Consider the following 17,202-nt stretch of genomic DNA (forward strand, 5'->3'; position numbering starts at 1 on the left):
GGGCCTCGTTCGTGTCGCTACCTGCTACGGCCTCAGTGGGAGTGGCCGTGACCGTGGCCGTGGCCCGCGGCGGCCTCTTCCTCTTCCTTCTTCTCGACGACCAGGGTCTCGGTCGTGAGCAGCAGGGAGGCGATGGAGGCGGCGTTCTCCAGGGCGGAGCGGGTGACCTTCACCGGGTCGATGACGCCGGCCTTGACCAGGTCGCCGTACTCGCCGGTGGCGGCGTTGAAGCCGTTGCCCTTGTCGAGCTCGGCGACCTTCGAGGTGATGACGTAGCCCTCGAGGCCGGCGTTCTCGGCGATCCAGCGCAGCGGCTCGACGGCGGCGCGGCGGACGACCGCGACACCCGTGGCCTCGTCGCCGGTCTTGTCGAGGTTGCCCTCGAGGATCTTGACGGCGTGGACCAGAGCGGAACCGCCACCGGAGACGATGCCCTCCTCGACCGCGGCGCGGGTCGCGGAGATGGCGTCCTCCAGACGGTGCTTCTTCTCCTTCAGCTCCACCTCGGTGGCGGCGCCGACCTTGATCACGCACACGCCGCCGGCGAGCTTCGCGAGGCGCTCCTGGAGCTTCTCGCGGTCCCAGTCGGAGTCCGTGGTCTCGATCTCGGCCTTGATCTGGTTGACCCGGCCGACGACGTCCTCGGAGTTGCCGCCGCCGTCGACGATGGTGGTGTCGTCCTTGGTGATCGTCACGCGGCGGGCGGAGCCCAGCACGTCCAGACCGGCCTGGTCGAGCTTGAGGCCGACCTCCTCGGCGATGACGGTGGCACCGGTGAGGGTGGCCATGTCGCCGAGCATCGCCTTGCGGCGGTCGCCGAAGCCGGGGGCCTTGACGGCCACCGCGTTGAAGGTGCCGCGGATCTTGTTGACGACCAGGGTCGACAGGGCCTCGCCCTCGACGTCCTCGGCGATGATCAGCAGCGGCTTGGAGCCACCGGCCTGGATGATCTTCTCCAGGATCGGCAGGAGGTCCTGGATGGACGTGATCTTGCCCTGGTGGATCAGGATGTACGGGTCGTCGAGGACGGCCTCCATACGCTCCTGGTCGGTCACCATGTACGGGGACAGGTAGCCCTTGTCGAAGGCCATGCCCTCGGTGAAGTCCAGCTCCAGACCGAAGGTGTTGGACTCCTCGACGGTGATGACGCCGTCCTTGCCGACCTTGTCCATCGCCTCGGCGATGAGCTCGCCGACCTGCTGGTCCTGCGCGGAGAGCGCGGCGACGGCGGCGATGTCGGACTTGTCCTCGATCGGACGGGCGGTGGCGAGCAGCTCCTCGGAGACGGCCTTGACCGCGGCGTCGATGCCCTTCTTCAGGGCGGCCGGGGAGGCGCCGGCGGCGACGTTGCGCAGACCCTCGCGGACCAGCGCCTGGGCCAGCACGGTGGCGGTGGTGGTGCCATCGCCCGCGATGTCGTTGGTCTTGGTCGCCACCTCCTTCACCAGCTGCGCGCCGAGGTTCTCGTACGGGTCCTCGATCTCGACCTCGCGGGCGATCGTGACACCGTCGTTGGTGATGGTGGGGGCGCCGAACTTCTTGTCGATGACGACGTTGCGGCCCTTGGGGCCGATCGTCACCTTGACCGTGTCGGCAAGCTTGTTGACGCCGCGCTCAAGGGCGCGACGGGCGTCCTCGTCGAACTTCAGGATCTTCGCCATGGGAGCGGTTCAGCCCTCTCGGAAATCGTGGTGAAAAACGAACCACGCCCCTGGACGCCCGGTGCGGGGTCAGGGGCGCAGCTCTAAAGCATCTGGCTCAGTGCCTGGGTGCTCGGTGACTTACTTCTCGATGATCGCGAGCACGTCGCGAGCCGAGAGGACGAGGTACTCCTCGCCGTTGTACTTCACCTCGGTGCCGCCGTACTTGCTGTAAAGCACGACGTCGCCGACCTTCACGTCGAGCGGCAGGCGCTCGCCGTTCTCGAAGCGGCCCGGACCGACGGCGAGGACGGCGCCCTCCTGGGGCTTCTCCTTCGCGGTGTCCGGGATGACCAGGCCAGAGGCGGTGGTCTGCTCGGCGTCGAGCGGCTGGACCACGATGCGGTCCTCGAGCGGCTTGATGGCAACCTTGGAGCTGGTGGTCGTCACGATCCGACCTCCCCCTTCGGAGATCTCACGGGGTCTACTGTCTGAGGTGGCGACCAGGTGGATCCGTCGTCGCGGGTGCCGGACCTGCCCGTCGCTGTGTTGGCACTCTCACGTGGGGAGTGCCAGAGCCGAGACTATGACCGGGATTAGCACTCGGTCAAGCGGAGTGCCAATTCACGACGGCGTGCCGCGCCTGCGGGACGGTGTTCGCCGCCTGCACCGCGCTCCTGACCGTCTTCCTGCCCAGACGTTCGATCGGGTCCACCGCGTCCCCCGGGGCCGCGCACCCCGGCGCCGGGGCGGCGAAGAGCGCGCCGGCCGCCAGCAGTCCGGCGAGCAGCCGGCGGGCGCTCACACGTAGTCCTCGAGGCGGGCGACCGCGTAGCCCTTCTCGGTGACCGTCTTCATCACCTTGCGGATCATGTCCGGCATGGTGCCCTTCCAGTCCTTCTTGCCGCGGAAGTGCGTGAGGATGATGTCGCCGGGGTGCAGATCGCGGTCCCACTCGCGCCACTCCATCCGGTCCGGGAACGCCTCGGCCGCCCACAGCGGCACGGCCTTGACGCCGCAGGACTGTGCGGCGCGCAGCGTGTTCTCGTTGTAGTTGCCGTACGGCGGGCGGAACAGCGGCGGCCGCTTGCCGTAGCGCTTCTCGAGGGTGGCCTGCTGGTCGCAGATCTCGTGCTTCTGCTGCGCGTACGACAGACCGGGCATGTAGCGGTGGTTCAGGGTGTGGTTGTGCAGCGCGACCCCGGCGTCCTGCATCTTCCTGAAGTAGCCGTAGTCCTCCTTGACGAGGTAGTCGCTCAGGAAGGCGCTGTACGGGATCTGCAGTTCGGACATCATCCGCAGCAGTTCGGGGTCCTTCTCCGCGCCGTCGTCGATCGTCAGGAAGACGATCTTCTCCTTGGTGGGCACGGTGGTGAAGACGGGCGGCAGCCCCTCGCCGTCGGTCTCGAAGCCCTTGCGGGTGGTGATCTTCGGCTTCACCGCGGGCGGCGGGGGCGCGGGCAGCGGGGTCTGCGCCAGGCCCCACTTCTTCGCGGCGGCGGCGCGGGCGGCCTGGGCCTTGCGGACCTTCTCGACGTACGCGGCCAGCGCGCCGGCCGTGCCGCGGTCCTCGGCGCGCGCCCCGGCCGCGGGGGCCGGCTTGGCCTGCGCCGGCCCGGCGACAGGCTTCCCGGCGGCTTCGCCGGCGGGCGGTCCGGAGCAGGCGGAGGCGAGCGCCCCGACGGCCAGAACTGCGGCGAGCGCGATCGCCCGACGCGCAGGACCCGTACCCCTCATCCTGATTTCTTCCTTTTGTCGTACTTGCTGCATGGGGCCGCATCCTGTCAGCGCGACGCCCCTCCCCCGCGCCGACACCGCCGCCCGGCGCGCGCGGTCCCCCGGCTGGCCCACAATGGGGCAGGTGACCGATCTTTCCGCCTTCCACTCCCTGCTCACCCCCGAGGGCCAGGACCTGCTCGCCGCCCTGCGCGACTACGACCCGGCCCAGGAGCTCGCGGTCGCCTCCCGGCTGCGCCGCGAGCACCCGGCGGAGCTGGTCACGGCGGCCCTCGCGCAGGCCCGGCTGCGGCAGCGCGCGGCGGCGAAGTTCGGCGCGCAGGACGCGTACCGGATGTACTTCACGCCGCACGGCGTCGAGCAGTCGACGCGGGCCACGGTCGGCGCGTACCGGGCCGGACGGCTGCGCGCGCTCGGCGTACGCAGCGTGGCGGACCTCTGCTCCGGGATCGGCGGGGACGCGCTCGCGCTGGCCCGCGCCGGGATCCGGGTGCTCGCCGTGGACCGCGACCCGCTGACCGCCGAGGCGGCCAGGGCCAACGCGGAGGCGCTCGGGCTCGCTGACCTGATCGAGGTGCGCTGCGCGGACGTCACGGACATCGACACCGGCCCGTACGAGGCCGTGTTCGTCGACCCGGCGCGGCGTGGGGGACGCGGCCGTATCTTCGACCCCGAGGCGTACTCGCCGCCGCTGTCCTGGGCCGTCGAGGCGGCCCGCAGCGCCCCGCACGCCGCACTGAAGATCGCCCCCGGCATCCCGCACGAGACGGTGCCGCAGGAGGCCGAGGCGGAGTGGATCTCGGACGGCGGGGACGTGAAGGAGGCCGTCCTGTGGTTCGGCACCGCGCCGGGCGCGCGCCGCGCCACGCTGCTGCCGTCGGGCGCCTCGCTGACCGGCCGCGGACTGCCCGACCCGCAGGTCCACAAGGTCGGCCGCTACCTGTACGAGCCGGACGGCGCGGTCATCCGGGCGCACCTGGTCGCGGAGGTCGCCGAGGAGCTGGACGGCGGGCTGGTCGACGAGACCATCGCGTACATCACCGCCGACGAACTGCGGCCCACGCCGTACGCGGCCGCGTACGAGATCACCGACGAACTCCCGTTCAACCTCAAGAAGCTGAAGGCCCTGCTGCGCGAGCGCGAGATCGGCACGCTGACCGTGAAGAAGCGCGGCTCGGCGGTGGAGCCGGAGGAGCTGCGCCGCAAGATGAAGCTCAAGGGCCGGAACGCGACGACGGTCTTCCTCACCCGCGTCGCCGGCGCCCCGACGATGCTGCTCGGCCACCCGGCGGGCGCGGCGGGCTAGGGGGTGTCTGACAATTCCCCGTGGAACAAGGAGCGGCGTCCGGTGCGTGCGATCGCAAGGCGCCGGAGAGCCCTCGGTTGGGGTCTCCCCTGCTCGAACGGAGCTGAGAGCTTGGGGAAGGAGCTACTAGGGCTTTTCGGCAACGCGGCGAGCGTGCGTGCCGGACGCCGCGACGCCGCGGGGAATTGCCAGACACCCCCTAGCTGCCGAGCCGGATCGCCAGGCGGTAGTGGGCGTACGCCTTGGTCAGGCCGATCAGGCCGTGCGCCCACAGCAGCAGCGCGGTGCCCATGAAGTACGCGACCGTGCCGTACCCGCCCCGGGTCGGGCCGACGAACATGTTCGGCACCGCGAAGGCGACCCACAGGCCGAGCGCGCACAGGGCGAACGACAGCACCGCCCACCCGATGCCGAACCCCGGCGCGCGGATCGCCCGGTCGTGGGTGGCGTCGCGGTCGAGTCCGGCCCACTGCGCGAGGCGTTCGCGGCAGGTGATGTCCGCGCGCAGGCCGTGCACCACGCCGAAGAGCGAGGGGATCAGCGCGCAGACGCCGAGCACCGCGAACACGCCCACGAAGATCATCGTCAGCGGGTCGACCATCTCCTCGTCGAAGATCCCGATCAGCGCGGCGCCCACCAGGCCCCAGCCGAGCTGGCAGGCGGCCAGGAAGAGCAGGAAGAACACCAGGCGCCGCACGCCGAGTTGACGCTTCGTCAACTCGGCCATGGCATGCGCCCGGTCGGCGAGCAGAGCGTCCCGGCCGGGCCAGGTGCGGAGTCCGGCGGGCGGAGGAGGAGGCGGCAGAGGCGTTCGACGAGCCATGGCCACGACATTACCGGCCGTCGGGCCGCTCCCGTACGGAGGCCGCCTTGGCCGTCAGCAGCGCGCGCTCCCGCTCGTTGCGGGTCAGCGTCGCCGCCCGCGCGAACGCGGCCCGCGCCTCGGCCCCCCGCCCCAGCCGGGCCAGCAGCTCCCCGCGCACGCTGGGCAGCAAGTGGTACTCCTCCAGGCCCGGTTCGGCGGCCGCGAGCCGCTCCACCATGTCCAGCGCGACCTCGGGCCCGTACGCCATCGACACGGCCACCGCGCGGTTCAGCTCCACCACCGGCGACGGCGCGGCGGCCGCGAGCCGCTCGTACAGCGCGGCGATCGTGCGCCAGTCGGTGTCCTCGTACCGCACCGCCCGCGCATGGCAGCCGGCGATCGCGCCCTGCAGCGCGTACGGCCCGTACTCCCCCGTGCCCGCGCGCTCCAGGGCGGCGAAACCGCGCCGGATCAGCAGCCGGTTCCAGCGCCGCCGGTTCTGGTCCGCAAGCAGCACCGGCGCACCGTCCGGCCCGGTGCGCGCCGCGGTCCGCGAGGCCTGGAACTCGAGCAACGCGGCCAGCCCGTGCACCTCGCCCTCCCCCGGCATCAGCCCCTGCAGCACGCGGGCCAGACGCAACGCGTCCTCGCAGAGCGCCGGCCGCAGCAGGTCGTCGCCTGCGGTGGCCGCGTACCCCTCGTTGAAGATCAGGTAGATGACCTCCAGGACCGACCCGAGCCGAGCCGCCCGCTCCTCCCCGTACGGCGTCTCGAACTCCACCCCGGCCTTGGCCAGCGCCCGCTTGGCCCGCACGATCCGCTGGGCCACGGTCGGCTCCGGTACGAGAAACGCCCGCGCGATCTCGTCCGTGCGCAGCCCGCCGACCAGCCGCAGCGTCAGCGCGGTACGGGCCTCGGCGGAGAGCACCGGGTGGCAGGCGGTGAAGACCAGCCGCAGCAGGTCGTCGTCGATGTCGCCGGGCCCGGACGGCTCGGGGTCGTACGACTCCTCGGTGAGCTCCCGCCCCGCCTCCGCGAGCTTGCGGGCATAGACCTCACGCCGCCGCACGAGGTCGACGGCGCGGTTCTTGGCGGCGGCCGTCAGCCAGGCCGCCGGCCGCTCCGGGACACCGGTCCGCGGCCACTGCTCCAGGGCGGCGACGAGCGCGTCCTGGGCGAGCTCCTCGGCGATGCCGACGTCCCGGACGATCCGCGCCACGGTGGCGATGATCCGGGCGGACTCCATGCGGAAGACGGTCTCGACGACCGTGGCAGGACTCTGTGCTGTCACGGCTCACCATGACAGCACAGAGTCCTCGCCCGCGGGGCTCAGCCCATCTCCTCGATCTCCCGCACCTCGACGGTGACGTCCCAGTACGGCGGGTGGACCTCCAGGAACCGCTTGGCCCACTCCATGGCCTCGGCCTTGTCCTTGCACTGGGTGATCGAGTACCCGCCGACGACCTCCTTGGTCTCGGTGAACGGCCCGTCGGTGTAGCTGATCTTCCCGCCGGACCAGTGGATCCGGGTGGAGTCCGCGGTGGGCTTGAGCCCGGCGGTCTCCAGCATCACGCCGGCCTTGGTGATCTCCTCGAACAGCGCCATCATGCGCGCGTCGAAGCCCTCGTCGGCGTCCTCCAGCTCGAAGGCGCCCTCCTGGATGCGGACCAGCGTCAGATAGCGCGGCATGGCGTACTCCTCGGTGTGCGAGCGGGGCCGTTCCCCGCCTCCCACTCTTTCGTCGAACGAGCACGAGGCACTTCGACACACCGGGAGAAGATTTTCCGGAGCGGTTCCGGGCGGGCTCAGACGTAGTCCTCCAGGCGGGCCACCGTGAAGCCCTGGTCCTGGATGTGGCGGAGCATGTTGGCGGTCATCTTCGTCATCGTCGTGCCCTTGAGCTCGGCGGGGCCGCGGAAGTGGGCGAGGATGATGTCGCCGGGGTGGAGCTTCTTGTCGCCGCGCTGGTACTGCATGTTCTTGATCTGCATGGACTCGCGCCACAGCACGATCGCGTCGACGCCGCAGGTGCCCGCGGCGGTCCGGGTGGCCTCGTTCCAGTTGCCGTAGGGCGGGCGGAAGAGGCGGGGGGCCTCGCCGTACTGCTGCTTCAGTTTCTGCTGCTGGCCGCAGATCTCGCGGCGCTGGGCCTCGGGGCCCAGCGTGCGCAGGTTGGGGTGGCTGAGGGTGTGGTTGGCGACGCCGTGGCCCTGGGCGGCCAGCTTGCCGAAGTAGCCGTAGTCGGTGCGTATCGCGGAGTCGGTGAGGAACATCGTCACCGGGATCTTGAGGTCGTTCATCATGCGGACGAACTCGGGGTCCTTCTCCGCGCCGTCGTCGATGGTGATGAAGACGATCTTCTCGGTCGTCTCTATGTCGCTGATGACCGGGACCTGGCCGCCCGGCTGCCGGTTCTCCGGCTTGACCTTCGGCGGGGGCGGCGGGGTCCGGAACGGCTTGAGACCCCAGCGGGCGTACGCCGCCGTCGCCGCGGCCTCCGGGTCCGCCGCGGAGGGGGCCTCGGAGGGCTTGCTCTGCCCGAGCAACGCCGGCGGCTGCCGCTCCGGCGGCGCGTCCGCGTCCGCCCGCTGCGTGCAGCCCGTCATCAGCAGCGTGGCGACGGTCAGCGCCGCCCACACCACGATCTTCTTGTCCACCCGATCCCCCGCACCCACACCCGAACACGCGACCTACGCCGACATGTTTGATGCGGAAACGGGCTCTCAGGTTGCGCGGGGCTCCGTGTCCACCGATTCGAAGCGCCAGCGGTGCACCGGACGCGTGATCAGCTCCGCCGCCGGTTCCGGCAGCTCGGGGAGCTCCGCGTCGATCGTGTCCGCCTCCCACCAGGTCAGCACCAGGACCCGGTCCTGCGGGGCGCGGAAGGTCTCACGGCGCAGCGGCTCGTACGGCAGGACCTGCGTCCGCGCCCACTCCAGGAGTTCGGCGCCGCGGCCCTGGACCGCGCGCGCCTCCCACATCAGCGAGATCCTCATGAGTAGAGGTTCTTCCCGCTGATCTCGTGCACATGGTCGTGCCCGTGGCCGTGCCCATGCCCATGCCCATGGTCGTGGTCGTGGTCGTGCCCGTGGTTCCCCGGTACGTGCGGGTCCGTCACCGGCAGCGAGGAGTCCGCGGACAGCTCCAGGTCCGACGCCGGCCGGTTCCGGGCGACCATCTCCGCGCCGAGCGCCGCGACCATCGCACCGTTGTCGGTGCACAGCCCCGGCCGCGGCACCCGCAGCCGGATCCCGGCCCGTTCGCAGCGCTCCTCGGCCAGCGCCCGCAGCCGCGAGTTGGCGGCCACGCCGCCGCCGATCATCAGGTGGTCGACGCCCTCGTCCTTGCAGGCCCGGACGGCCTTGCGGGTCAGCACGTCCACCACGGCCTCCTGGAAGGACGCCGCCACGTCCCGTACCGGCACCTCCTCGCCGGCCGCCCGCTTCGCCTCGATCCAGCGGGCGACGGCGGTCTTGAGACCGGAGAACGAGAAGTCGTACGCCGGGTCCTTGGAGCCGGTCAGACCGCGCGGGAAGGCGATGGCCTGCGGGTCGCCCTCCCGGGCCAGCCGGTCGATCACCGGGCCGCCGGGGAAGCCCAGGTCGAGCACGCGGGCGATCTTGTCGAAGGCCTCGCCGGCCGCGTCGTCGATCGTCGCGCCCAGCGGCCGGACGTCGGCGGTGATGTCCGGGGCGAGCAGCAGCGAGGAGTGCCCGCCGGAGACCAGCAGCGCCATCGTCGGCTCGGGCAGCGGACCGTGCTCCAGCTGGTCCACGCAGATGTGCGAGGCCAGGTGGTTCACGCCGTACAGCGGCTTGCCGAGCGCGTACGCGTACGCCTTCGCCGCCGAGACGCCGACCAGCAGCGCGCCCGCGAGGCCGGGGCCGGCGGTGACGGCGATGCCGTCGAGGTCCTTGGCCGAGACGCCGGCCGTCTCCAGGGCCCGCTCGATGGTCGGGACCATCGCCTCCAGGTGCGCGCGCGAGGCGATCTCCGGCACCACGCCGCCGAACCGGGCGTGGGTGTCGACGCTCGACGCGATGGCGTCGGCCAGCAGCGTCGTGCCCCGGACGATGCCGACCCCGGTCTCGTCGCAGGAGGTCTCGATGCCGAGTACCAGCGGTTCGTCAGCAGCCATCAGAATCAGTCTCAGTTCCTTGAACGGTCAGTCGCATCACGAGGGCGTCGACGTTGCCGGGCTGGTAGTAGCCGCGTCGGAAGCCGATCGGTTCAAAGCCGAAGCGCTCGTACAACTTCTGGGCGCGGGTGTTGTCCACCCGCACCTCCAGCAGCACCTCGTCGCACTCGAAGGCGGTGGCGTGCTGCAGCAGCTCGGTCAGGAGCCGGGCACCCAGGCCCGTGCCCCACTGGTCGCGGGCGGCGGCGATGGTCTGTACGTCGCCGAGGCCGCCGGCCGCGGCGAGCCCGGCGTAGCCGACGAGCCGGCCGTCCGCGTCCTCCGCGACGATGTACCGGCGGGTGGCCCGCGGGCCGCGGGCGTGTGCCAGCTCGGACCAGAACATCCCCTCGGACCAGGCGTCCTCAGGGAACAGGTCGTGTTCGAGCACCAGCACCGGCGCGAGGTCCCACCAGCGCATCTCGCGCAGCACGACACCGGTCACTTGGGGGTGACCACCTTGTAGTTCTTCGGCACCTGCGCGTCGGGCCGGCGCAGGTAGAGCGGCCGCGGGTCGAGGAACTCCCCTCCGGCGGCCACCAGTTCCGCCGCGCGCGCGGCGAGCGCGGCCGCGGACTGGTGCTCCGGGCCGCGGGCGTCCGGGAACGCCTCCGGGTAGAGCAGCGCGCCCGCCCCGACGACCGGGAGCCCGGCGACCTGCTCGGCGATGTCGGCCGGCCGGTCGACGGACGGCTCGCTCACGCGGGTGCGGAAGTCGTCGTACCGGGCCCAGTAGACCTCCTTGCGGCGGGCGTCCGTGGCCACCACGAAGGGCTCGGTGAGCCCGGAGGCGTACGCGAGGCCGTCCAGGGTGCACAGGCCGTGCACCGGGACGCCGCCGAGCGCGGAGGCGAAGGTCGACGCGGTGACCAGGCCGACGCGCAGGCCCGTGTACGGCCCCGGACCGACGCCGACGACGATGCCGGTGACGTCGGCGAGCGTACGGCCGGCCTGCTTCAGGACCTCGTCGACGGCGGGCAGCAGCAGCTCCCCGTGGCGCCGGGCGTCCACCCGGCTCGACTCGGCGACGACGGAGCCGCCGTCGTGGAGGGCGGCGGTGACGGCGGGGGTGGCGGTATCAAGGGCGAGCAAGAGCACGCGAACAGCCTACGGCTCCGGCGGCCGGGGCACGGCGTCCCGTCCGGTCCCCGCCCTGCTGCTAACGTCACCACGGGTACATACGTCTGAGAGGTGGGCAGCACCGTGGCACGTGGCAGCGCCGGATTCGTGACCGGGCTCACGGCGGCCGCACTCGCCGCGGTCGGTTTCCTCGCCTACCAGGCATCGGCGAACGCCCCCGCGAACCTGTCGGCCGCGCCGAAGTCCCCGGGCGCCTCCGCCTCCGTCACCGCGGCGCCGACCGGCCCCGCGAAGCCGCAGAAGGACCCGCTGGCGATCCCGGCCGAGTCCGGCAAGGGCCTGCGCGTGGTGTACGGGCTCACGGAGAAGCGGGTCTGGCTGGTGGACGCCAAGGGCCAGGCCAGCAGCACGTTCAAGGTCATGCCCAGCACGGTCCACCCGGCGCCCGGCACCTACCGCGTGACCTCGCGCTCGAACACGGTGCGCGGCTCGGACGGTGTGCAGATCGAGCACGTGGTCCGCTTCACCAGCGTCGACGACGTGGCGATCGGCTTCAGCGCGGCCGTGGACGGCACGCTGCCGAAGCCGGACCCGGCGCGCAAGACCGGCGGCATCCGCATGAAGAAGGCGGACGGCAACGCGATGTGGCTGTTCGCGACGATCGGTTCGAAGGTCGTCGTCGTCGCCTAGCCCGCGTCGCCCGGCCCACCTCGCCGATCCGCCTCAACCGGCCCGCGTCGCCCAACTCACCCGTACGGGGGACCCGGAGAGGGCTCAGGCGGCGTCCTGCCGTACGGCGGGCTCCGCCTCGTCGCGCCGTTCCGGCTCTCTGTCGCGCGGCGGGGTCGACACCGCGTCGGCGGCGGCGCAGGCGGCCAGCAGATCGCGCATGTTCACGACCTGAATCTGGGGCTCACGCTCTGGCGTCGACATGAAGGCCTCCCGTAGGTTAGGTACACCTAACCAGCTCGTGCCTCCATGTCATCACGCCCCGTACGACCTGCGCAACATCTTCCCGACACCTTGTCGGAACATACGTGATCAGGACAGCTGATCAGGACAGCCGCAGGTCCTCGCCCGCCCAGCGCGCGCCGATGCCACGCAGCACGACCGTGCGCCGGTCGTCGTCGGTGTCGCCGACGACCCGGTGGATGAGCACGTGCAGCCGGTCGTCGGTCAGGTCCTCGACCTTGCCGTCGCCCCACTCCACGACGACGACCGAGTCGGGCAGCGAGACGTCGAGGTCCAGGTCCTCCATCTCGTCCAGCCCGCCGCCGAGCCGGTACGCGTCGACGTGCACCAGCGCCGGGCCGCCGGTCAGCGACGGGTGGACGCGGGCGATGACGAAGGTGGGCGAGGTGACCGCGCCGCGCACGCCCAGGCCCTCGCCGAGGCCGCGGGTCAGGGTCGTCTTGCCGGCGCCGAGCTCGCCGGTGAGCATGACGAGGTCGCCGGGGCGGAGCAGTTTCGCGAGCCGCCGGCCGAACTCCTGCATCTGCCCGGGGGAGTCGACGGCAAGGGTGGCCTCGGCGGCCTCAGCGGCCGCGGCCGCCGGAGTCTGCGGTGGTTCCATGCGGCCCAACGTTAGTCGCTGCCGGAACCGCGCCGACCCTGACGAGCAGGTCCGCGAGCCGGTCGGTCACCGTCTCCGGGTGCTCCAGCATCACCAGATGCCCGGCGTCGGGGACGATGACCAGTTCGGCGTCCGGCAGCAGGTCCGCGAGGGCCTCGGTGTGCGAGCTGGGCGTGATCATGTCGTGGTCGCCGGCCAGGGCGAGCACCGGGACGCCCGCGAAGTGCCGCAGCGCGTCCGCCTTGTCGTGCTCGGCGAACGCCGGGTAGAACTCGGCGACCACGTCGATCGGCGTCGCCTCGATCATCCGCTCCGCGAAGCGGGCCACGGCCGGGTCGACGTCGCGCGAGGAGAACGAGTACTTCTTGATCAGCCCGGCGAAGAGGTCGGCGGTCGCGCGCCGGCCGCGCTCCACCAGCTCCGGCTGCGAGCCGAGGGCGCGCAGCATCCCCGGCAGCACCCGGCGGACCATGCTCGCGCCGACGCCCGGCAGCCCGTACGTGACCTCGGCGAGCCGGCCCGACGAGGTCCCCACGAAGGCCACGCCCACGACGCGCTCGCGGATCAGCGCCGGGTACTGGTCGGCCAGGGCCATCACCGTCATGCCGCCCATGGAGTGGCCGACCAGGACGAGCGGGCCCTCGGCGGCGGCCGCGTCGATCACGGCCTTCAGGTCGCGGCCGAGGGTGTCGATGGAGACCGGCACGCCGTCCGCGCCGGACTGCGCCGCGCCGCGGGCGGACCGGCCGTGGCTGCGCTGGTCCCAGTAGACGGTGCGGACCAGGCCGCGCAGGGCGGCGCGCTGGAAGTGCCAGGAGTCCTGGCCGAGGCAGTAGCCGTGGCTGAAGACGACGGTGACGGGCGCGGGGGTGCGGCGGCCGAAGATCCGGCGGCGGCGCTTCTCGCCCGGCTGGGGCTCGACGTCGTCGACCTCGTAGTACAGGACGGTGCCGTCGTCGGCGACGGCACGGCCGGAGGCGCCGCGCAGCGAGCCGTACGGGCCGGAGGCGTCGAGAGCGAGCCGGGCCTTCTTGCGCATCCCGCGGCCGACGGTGAGCCGCTCGACGGCGACACCGGCCGCCGCGCCCGCGGCGAGCACGCCTATCGCGGCGCCCGCGACCCCGGCCCGGCGCCATGCGCCCACGTCCCCCGTGCTGCTCTCGCTCACGGCCGCTCCCCCTTACTCGTGGTCCCTGTCGACGTAGACGCGCGGGACGCGCGCGCCGATGCGGGTGACGATCTCGTACGCGATGGTGTCGGCGGCCTCGGCCCAGTCCTGGGCGGTCGGCTCGCCGCGGTCGCCCGGGCCGAAGAGCAGGGCCTCGGTCCCGGGGGCGGGGTCGTCGCCGCCGAGGTCGACGACGAACTGGTCCATGGCGACCCGGCCGGCGACGGTGCGGACCTTGCCGTCGACGAGGACGGGGCCGCGGCCGGAGGCGTGCCGGGGGATGCCGTCGGCGTAGCCGAGGGGGACGAGGCCGAGGGTGGTCTCGCGCTCGGTCGTGTAGTGGTGCCCGTACGAGACGCCGTGCCCGGCGGGCGCGTGCTTCACGAGGGCGACGGAGGCGGCGAGGGACATGACCGGACGGAGCCCGAAGTCGGCGGGCGTCCCGAGCTCGGGGCTGGGAGACACCCCGTACATGGCGATCCCGGGCCGGACGAGATCGAAGTGGGACTCGGGGACGGTGAGCGTGGCCGGCGAGTTCGCGATGTGCCGGACCTCGGGGCGGACCCCGGCCTTCTCGGCGTGCTCCAGCATGGAGTGGAAGAGGTCCAGCTGGGCCGTGATGGAGGGGTGACCGGGCTCGTCGGCGCAGGCGAAGTGCGACCAGAGGCCGGTGACGCGGAGCAGCCCCTCCTCCTGGGCGCGCAGCGCCTCGCCGACGAGCTGGGGCCAGTCGGCGGGCTGGCAGCCGTTGCGCCCGAGCCCCGTGTCGGCCTTGAGCTGGACGCGGGCGGGGCGGCCGAGGCGGCGCGCGGCCTCGGTGACCTCCCGCAGGGCCCACAGCCCGCTGAGGGACATGTCGAGCTCGGCCTCGATGCCCCGGTCCCAGGGGTCGCCGGGGGTCCACAGCCAGCACATGACCCGCGCGTCCGTGATCCCGGCGGCGCGCAGCGCGAGCGCCTCGTGCGGGGTGGCGGTGCCGAGCCAGGTCGCGCCGGCGTCGAGCGCGGCCCGCGCGCAGGGCACGGCCCCGTGCCCGTACGCGTCCGCCTTGACGACGCCCATGACCTGGACGTGGGGCGCGACGCGGGCGCGCAGCGTGCGCACGTTGGCACGCAGCGCCCCGAGATCGATCTCGGCGCGGGCTCGGCGGGGCGGCGGTGTCTGGCTCATCGCGCCCAGTCTCTCAGGTGTCCCGCCCGGGACACCCGCACCGCCGTGTCGTGGAGGTCACGTCGAGGTCAGATGGGCCAGGGAGCCGTCGGGGAGCGGGTACGGCCGCTCGTCTGGCAGCAGCCGCCGCGCCGCGTCGAGGTCCCCGTCCCGGACGAGGGCGTGGACGGCGTGCGCGCGCTCGGTCACGTCCGTGACGGAGACGAGCCACTCGTCGGCGTACCGCCGCGCCGCCTCGCCGGCCAGGCCGAGCTGGAGGGAGCGGTACGGGAGCTGCTGCAGGCGCAGGTCCCGCTCGGGGTCCCACTGCACGCGGGTGGGCGCGCGCCGCAGCTCCCGCTGCCAGGAGGCGCGGTCCGGGTGGAGGCCGCGGACGTAGTGCGACAGGCAGGCGTGCTCCAGCGCCCAGTCGAAGCCCTCGCGGCTGATCTCGACGGCGAGGACGGTCTCCTGACCCTCCTTCTCACCCCAGCCGCAGCGGTACATCATCCACAGGAACGACGGCTTGATCCACGTCATCCGGTCCCGCTTCCAGACGTCGGGGAACCTCCCGTCCCGGGCCGCGGGCAGGCCGATCTCGGGCCGGTAGGCCTGGTAGACGGTGACGGTGGAGTCGGTGAAACGGGCACGAATGCGATGCTGAGGTTCTGCTGACACGGCTTCAGCCTGGCGCAGGGGGACGGGACGGCGCGAGGCAATTTCGCCGCTGCCGGGCCCGCGCCGGGGCCTACTCCGGCCCCATCACGTTCCCCCACGCCCTCGGCAGCCCGTCCGCCACGTCGCCCGCCGACACCGGCGCGGTCCCGCCCGAGGCCAGGCGGGCCGAGAGGCCGTGGAGGTACGCGGCGGCCGACGCGGCGTCGCGCGGGCGCAGGCCCGCCGCCAGCAGCGAGCCCGCCAGGCCCGACAGGACGTCGCCGCTGCCCGCCGTCGCCAGCCACGACGTGCCCGTCGGGTTCACCCGCACCGGCGACGAGCCGTCCGTGTCGGCCACCAGCGTCGTCGAGCCCTTCAGCAGCACCGTCGCGCCGAAACGCGCCGCCAGTTCCCGCACCGCCCACAGCCGGTGCGCCTCCACCTCGCCGCGCTCCACGCCCAGCAGCGCCGCCGCCTCGCCCGCGTGCGGGGTCAGCAGCGTCGGGGCGGCCCGGCCCCGTACCGCGTCCGGGGACAGGTCGCGCAGGCCGTCCGCGTCCACCAGGACCGGGACGTCCGACGCCAGGATCTCGGGCACACCGGGGCCGTCGCCGAGCCCCGGGCCCACCACCCACGCCTGGACCCGGCCCGCCTTCCGGGGCGGGCCGAAGGAGACCAGGGTCTCCGGGAAGCGGGCGATCACCGCGTCCGAGGCCGGGCCCACGTACCGCACCGCCCCGGCCCCGCCGCGCAGCGCGCCGGCCACCGCAAGGACCGCAGCGCCGGGATAGCGGGCGGAGCCCGCGACGACGCCGACCACACCCCGCCGGTACTTGTCGCTGGACGCGCCCGGCTCCGGCAGCAGCCACGCCACGTCCTCGTGCTGCAGCGCCTCGACGTCCGGCACGGACGGCAGCGTCGCGTCGAGCCCGATGTCGACCAGCCGCACCGCCCCCGCGTACTCCCGCGCCGGGTCGACGAGCAGCCCCGGCTTGTACGTCCCGAACGTCACCGTCGCGTCCGCCCGCAGCGCCTCCCCGGTGACCTCGCCGGTGTCCGCCGACACCCCGCTCGGCAGGTCGACCGCGACCACCACCGCGTCCGAGCCGCGCGCCGCCCGCGCGACCGGCACCGCGTCGGGCCGCAGCCCGCCCGTGCCGCCGATCCCGGTGATCCCGTCCAGGACGAGGTCCGCGACCGCCAGCGCCTCGAACGGGTCGTCGCTCACCCGCCCTCCGGCGGCCCGCAGCGCCGCGAGCCCCGCCTCGTGGGCCCGAGAGCCGAGCAGCACGGCCGTGACCCCCGCCCCGCGCCGTGCGAGGCGGGCCCCCGCGTACAGCGTGTCGCCGCCGTTGTCGCCGCTGCCGACGAGCAGCACGACCCTCGCCCCGTACACCCGCCCCTTCCCCAGCAGGGAGCAGCAGGCGGCGGCGAGCCCGGCGGCCGCGCGCCGCATCAGCGCGCCCTCCGGCAGCGCCGCCATGAGTTCGGCCTCGGCGGCCCGTACGGTCTCCACGCGGTGAGCGATGCGCATGGCGTCAACCCTCCGCGATCACCACCGCCGACGCCACCCCGGCGTCGTGACTGAGCGACACGTGCCATGTCTTGACGCCCAGTTCGGCGGCCCGGGCCGCGACCGTCCCGCGCACCCGCAGCCGCGGCTGCCCGCTCTCCTCGACGTACACCTCGGCGTCCGTCCAGTGCAGTCCGGCCGGCGCGCCGAGCGCCTTCGCGACCGCCTCCTTCGCGGCGAACCGCACCGCGAGGGAGGCCGTACCGCGCCGCTCCCCGCTGTCCAGGTACAGCTCCCGCTCCACGAAGAGCCGTTGCAGCAGCCCGGGCGTCCGCTCCAGCGACGCGCCGAAGCGGTCGATCTCGGCCACGTCGATCCCCACCCCGATGATCATCCG

Annotated in this window: 21 protein-coding genes; 2 read left to right on the plus strand and 19 right to left on the minus strand. The window is 73.0% G+C overall.

Annotated elements, in window-relative coordinates; genetic code table 11:
- Nucleotides 1-32: 32 nt before the first annotated feature.
- From groL to ACGFMM_RS12780, 4 genes are all read right to left on the minus strand, one after another.
- Nucleotides 33-1,661, minus strand: coding sequence for a chaperonin GroEL (groL, locus tag ACGFMM_RS12765; protein ID WP_393645879.1), 1,629 nt, complete (start codon nt 1,659-1,661; stop codon nt 33-35).
- A 120-nt stretch (nt 1,662-1,781) separates the two neighbouring features.
- Entirely contained in the window at nt 1,782-2,090 is a 309-nt protein-coding gene (gene groES / locus ACGFMM_RS12770) for a co-chaperone GroES (RefSeq protein ID WP_020132158.1), read from the minus strand.
- 157 nt (nt 2,091-2,247) lie between these two features.
- Nucleotides 2,248-2,445 (minus strand): hypothetical protein, encoded by a 198-nt coding sequence (locus ACGFMM_RS12775; protein ID WP_393645881.1) that lies wholly within the window; start codon nt 2,443-2,445, stop codon nt 2,248-2,250.
- Nucleotides 2,442-3,410, minus strand: a complete 969-nt coding sequence (locus tag ACGFMM_RS12780; protein WP_393645883.1) for a polysaccharide deacetylase family protein — start codon at nt 3,408-3,410, stop codon at nt 2,442-2,444. The genes ACGFMM_RS12775 and ACGFMM_RS12780 overlap by 4 nt, the downstream gene beginning before the upstream one ends.
- Nucleotides 3,411-3,492: 82 nt before the next feature.
- Between ACGFMM_RS12780 and ACGFMM_RS12785 the strand changes: the two genes are divergently transcribed.
- The gene (locus ACGFMM_RS12785) at nt 3,493-4,683 is read left to right on the plus strand and encodes an SAM-dependent methyltransferase (RefSeq protein WP_393646294.1); all 1,191 of its coding nucleotides are present in this window, start codon (nt 3,493-3,495) and stop codon (nt 4,681-4,683) included.
- A gap of 199 nt (nt 4,684-4,882) precedes the next feature.
- Here ACGFMM_RS12785 and ACGFMM_RS12790 read toward each other — a convergent pair whose 3' ends face one another.
- From ACGFMM_RS12790 to tsaB, 8 genes are all read right to left on the minus strand, one after another.
- Nucleotides 4,883-5,506: a hypothetical protein gene (locus tag ACGFMM_RS12790; RefSeq protein ID WP_393645885.1), complete on the minus strand. Its 624-nt coding sequence runs from the start codon at nt 5,504-5,506 to the stop codon at nt 4,883-4,885.
- A 10-nt stretch (nt 5,507-5,516) separates the two neighbouring features.
- Entirely contained in the window at nt 5,517-6,734 is a 1,218-nt protein-coding gene (locus tag ACGFMM_RS12795; RefSeq protein ID WP_393646296.1) for an RNA polymerase sigma factor, read from the minus strand.
- A gap of 83 nt (nt 6,735-6,817) precedes the next feature.
- Nucleotides 6,818-7,177 carry a YciI family protein gene (locus ACGFMM_RS12800; protein ID WP_393645887.1) on the minus strand — a complete coding sequence of 120 codons (360 nt, stop codon included), beginning with the start codon at nt 7,175-7,177 and terminating at the stop codon, nt 6,818-6,820.
- 116 nt (nt 7,178-7,293) lie between these two features.
- Complete coding sequence (locus ACGFMM_RS12805; RefSeq protein ID WP_393645889.1) at nt 7,294-8,145, minus strand: polysaccharide deacetylase family protein; 852 nt, start codon at nt 8,143-8,145, stop codon at nt 7,294-7,296.
- Nucleotides 8,146-8,211: 66 nt separating this feature from the next.
- Nucleotides 8,212-8,484 (minus strand): hypothetical protein, encoded by a 273-nt coding sequence (locus tag ACGFMM_RS12810; RefSeq protein WP_393645891.1) that lies wholly within the window; start codon nt 8,482-8,484, stop codon nt 8,212-8,214.
- Nucleotides 8,481-9,626 carry a tRNA (adenosine(37)-N6)-threonylcarbamoyltransferase complex transferase subunit TsaD gene (gene tsaD, locus ACGFMM_RS12815; RefSeq protein ID WP_393645892.1) on the minus strand — a complete coding sequence of 382 codons (1,146 nt, stop codon included), beginning with the start codon at nt 9,624-9,626 and terminating at the stop codon, nt 8,481-8,483. Before tsaD ends, ACGFMM_RS12810 begins: the two co-directional genes overlap by 4 nt.
- Nucleotides 9,616-10,110, minus strand: coding sequence for a ribosomal protein S18-alanine N-acetyltransferase (gene rimI / locus ACGFMM_RS12820; RefSeq protein ID WP_393645894.1), 495 nt, complete (start codon nt 10,108-10,110; stop codon nt 9,616-9,618). The genes tsaD and rimI overlap by 11 nt, the downstream gene beginning before the upstream one ends.
- Entirely contained in the window at nt 10,107-10,763 is a 657-nt protein-coding gene (gene tsaB / locus ACGFMM_RS12825; RefSeq protein WP_393645896.1) for a tRNA (adenosine(37)-N6)-threonylcarbamoyltransferase complex dimerization subunit type 1 TsaB, read from the minus strand. Before tsaB ends, rimI begins: the two co-directional genes overlap by 4 nt.
- Before the next feature lie 129 nt (nt 10,764-10,892).
- Here tsaB and ACGFMM_RS12830 point away from each other — a divergent pair, with 129 nt between their 5' ends.
- On the plus strand, nt 10,893-11,435 hold the full coding sequence (locus tag ACGFMM_RS12830) for a hypothetical protein (protein WP_393646298.1): 543 nt from the start codon (nt 10,893-10,895) through the stop codon (nt 11,433-11,435).
- An 84-nt stretch (nt 11,436-11,519) separates the two neighbouring features.
- On the opposite strand, the gene ACGFMM_RS12835 is transcribed toward ACGFMM_RS12830, so the two are convergent.
- From ACGFMM_RS12835 to ACGFMM_RS12865, 7 genes are all read right to left on the minus strand, one after another.
- On the minus strand, nt 11,520-11,642 hold the full coding sequence (locus tag ACGFMM_RS12835; protein ID WP_393646325.1) for a hypothetical protein: 123 nt from the start codon (nt 11,640-11,642) through the stop codon (nt 11,520-11,522).
- A gap of 157 nt (nt 11,643-11,799) precedes the next feature.
- Nucleotides 11,800-12,318, minus strand: coding sequence for a tRNA (adenosine(37)-N6)-threonylcarbamoyltransferase complex ATPase subunit type 1 TsaE (gene tsaE, locus ACGFMM_RS12840; RefSeq protein WP_393645897.1), 519 nt, complete (start codon nt 12,316-12,318; stop codon nt 11,800-11,802).
- The gene (locus tag ACGFMM_RS12845; RefSeq protein WP_393645899.1) at nt 12,281-13,486 is read right to left on the minus strand and encodes an alpha/beta fold hydrolase; all 1,206 of its coding nucleotides are present in this window, start codon (nt 13,484-13,486) and stop codon (nt 12,281-12,283) included. Before ACGFMM_RS12845 ends, tsaE begins: the two co-directional genes overlap by 38 nt.
- 12 nt (nt 13,487-13,498) lie before the next feature.
- A complete protein-coding gene (alr, locus tag ACGFMM_RS12850; protein WP_393645901.1) occupies nt 13,499-14,656 on the minus strand; it encodes an alanine racemase in 1,158 nt (385 codons plus the stop codon).
- Nucleotides 14,657-14,713: 57 nt separating this feature from the next.
- Entirely contained in the window at nt 14,714-15,313 is a 600-nt protein-coding gene (locus ACGFMM_RS12855; protein WP_393645902.1) for a DUF4291 domain-containing protein, read from the minus strand.
- A 70-nt stretch (nt 15,314-15,383) separates the two neighbouring features.
- Complete coding sequence (locus ACGFMM_RS12860) at nt 15,384-16,826, minus strand: NAD(P)H-hydrate dehydratase (RefSeq protein WP_393645904.1); 1,443 nt, start codon at nt 16,824-16,826, stop codon at nt 15,384-15,386.
- A 4-nt stretch (nt 16,827-16,830) separates the two neighbouring features.
- Entirely contained in the window at nt 16,831-17,199 is a 369-nt protein-coding gene (locus ACGFMM_RS12865; protein ID WP_393645906.1) for a holo-ACP synthase, read from the minus strand.
- Between the last annotated feature and the right edge of the window lie 3 nt (nt 17,200-17,202).

This window comes from Streptomyces sp. NPDC048604 (assembly GCF_043199435.1).
In the GTDB taxonomy this organism is placed as follows: domain Bacteria; phylum Actinomycetota; class Actinomycetes; order Streptomycetales; family Streptomycetaceae; genus Streptomyces.

Bases quoted from the DNA above. Each gene is read 5' to 3' on its own strand.
- groL (WP_393645879.1), bottom strand. From the start codon at position 1,661: ATGGCGAAGATCCTGAAGTTCGACGAGGACGCCCGTCGCGCCCTTGAG.
- tsaD (WP_393645892.1), bottom strand. From the start codon at position 9,626: ATGGCTGCTGACGAACCGCTGGTACTCGGCATCGAGACCTCCTGCGAC.
- ACGFMM_RS12800 (WP_393645887.1), bottom strand. From the start codon at position 7,177: ATGCCGCGCTATCTGACGCTGGTCCGCATCCAGGAGGGCGCCTTCGAG.
- ACGFMM_RS12865 (WP_393645906.1), bottom strand. From the start codon at position 17,199: ATGATCATCGGGGTGGGGATCGACGTGGCCGAGATCGACCGCTTCGGC.
- ACGFMM_RS12790 (WP_393645885.1), bottom strand. From the start codon at position 5,506: ATGGCTCGTCGAACGCCTCTGCCGCCTCCTCCTCCGCCCGCCGGACTC.
- ACGFMM_RS12780 (WP_393645883.1), bottom strand. From the start codon at position 3,410: ATGCAGCAAGTACGACAAAAGGAAGAAATCAGGATGAGGGGTACGGGT.
- alr (WP_393645901.1), bottom strand. From the start codon at position 14,656: ATGAGCCAGACACCGCCGCCCCGCCGAGCCCGCGCCGAGATCGATCTC.
- ACGFMM_RS12785 (WP_393646294.1), top strand. From the start codon at position 3,493: ATGGGGCAGGTGACCGATCTTTCCGCCTTCCACTCCCTGCTCACCCCC.
- ACGFMM_RS12860 (WP_393645904.1), bottom strand. From the start codon at position 16,826: ATGCGCATCGCTCACCGCGTGGAGACCGTACGGGCCGCCGAGGCCGAA.
- tsaE (WP_393645897.1), bottom strand. From the start codon at position 12,318: ATGGAACCACCGCAGACTCCGGCGGCCGCGGCCGCTGAGGCCGCCGAG.
- ACGFMM_RS12810 (WP_393645891.1), bottom strand. From the start codon at position 8,484: ATGAGGATCTCGCTGATGTGGGAGGCGCGCGCGGTCCAGGGCCGCGGC.
- ACGFMM_RS12795 (WP_393646296.1), bottom strand. From the start codon at position 6,734: ATGGAGTCCGCCCGGATCATCGCCACCGTGGCGCGGATCGTCCGGGAC.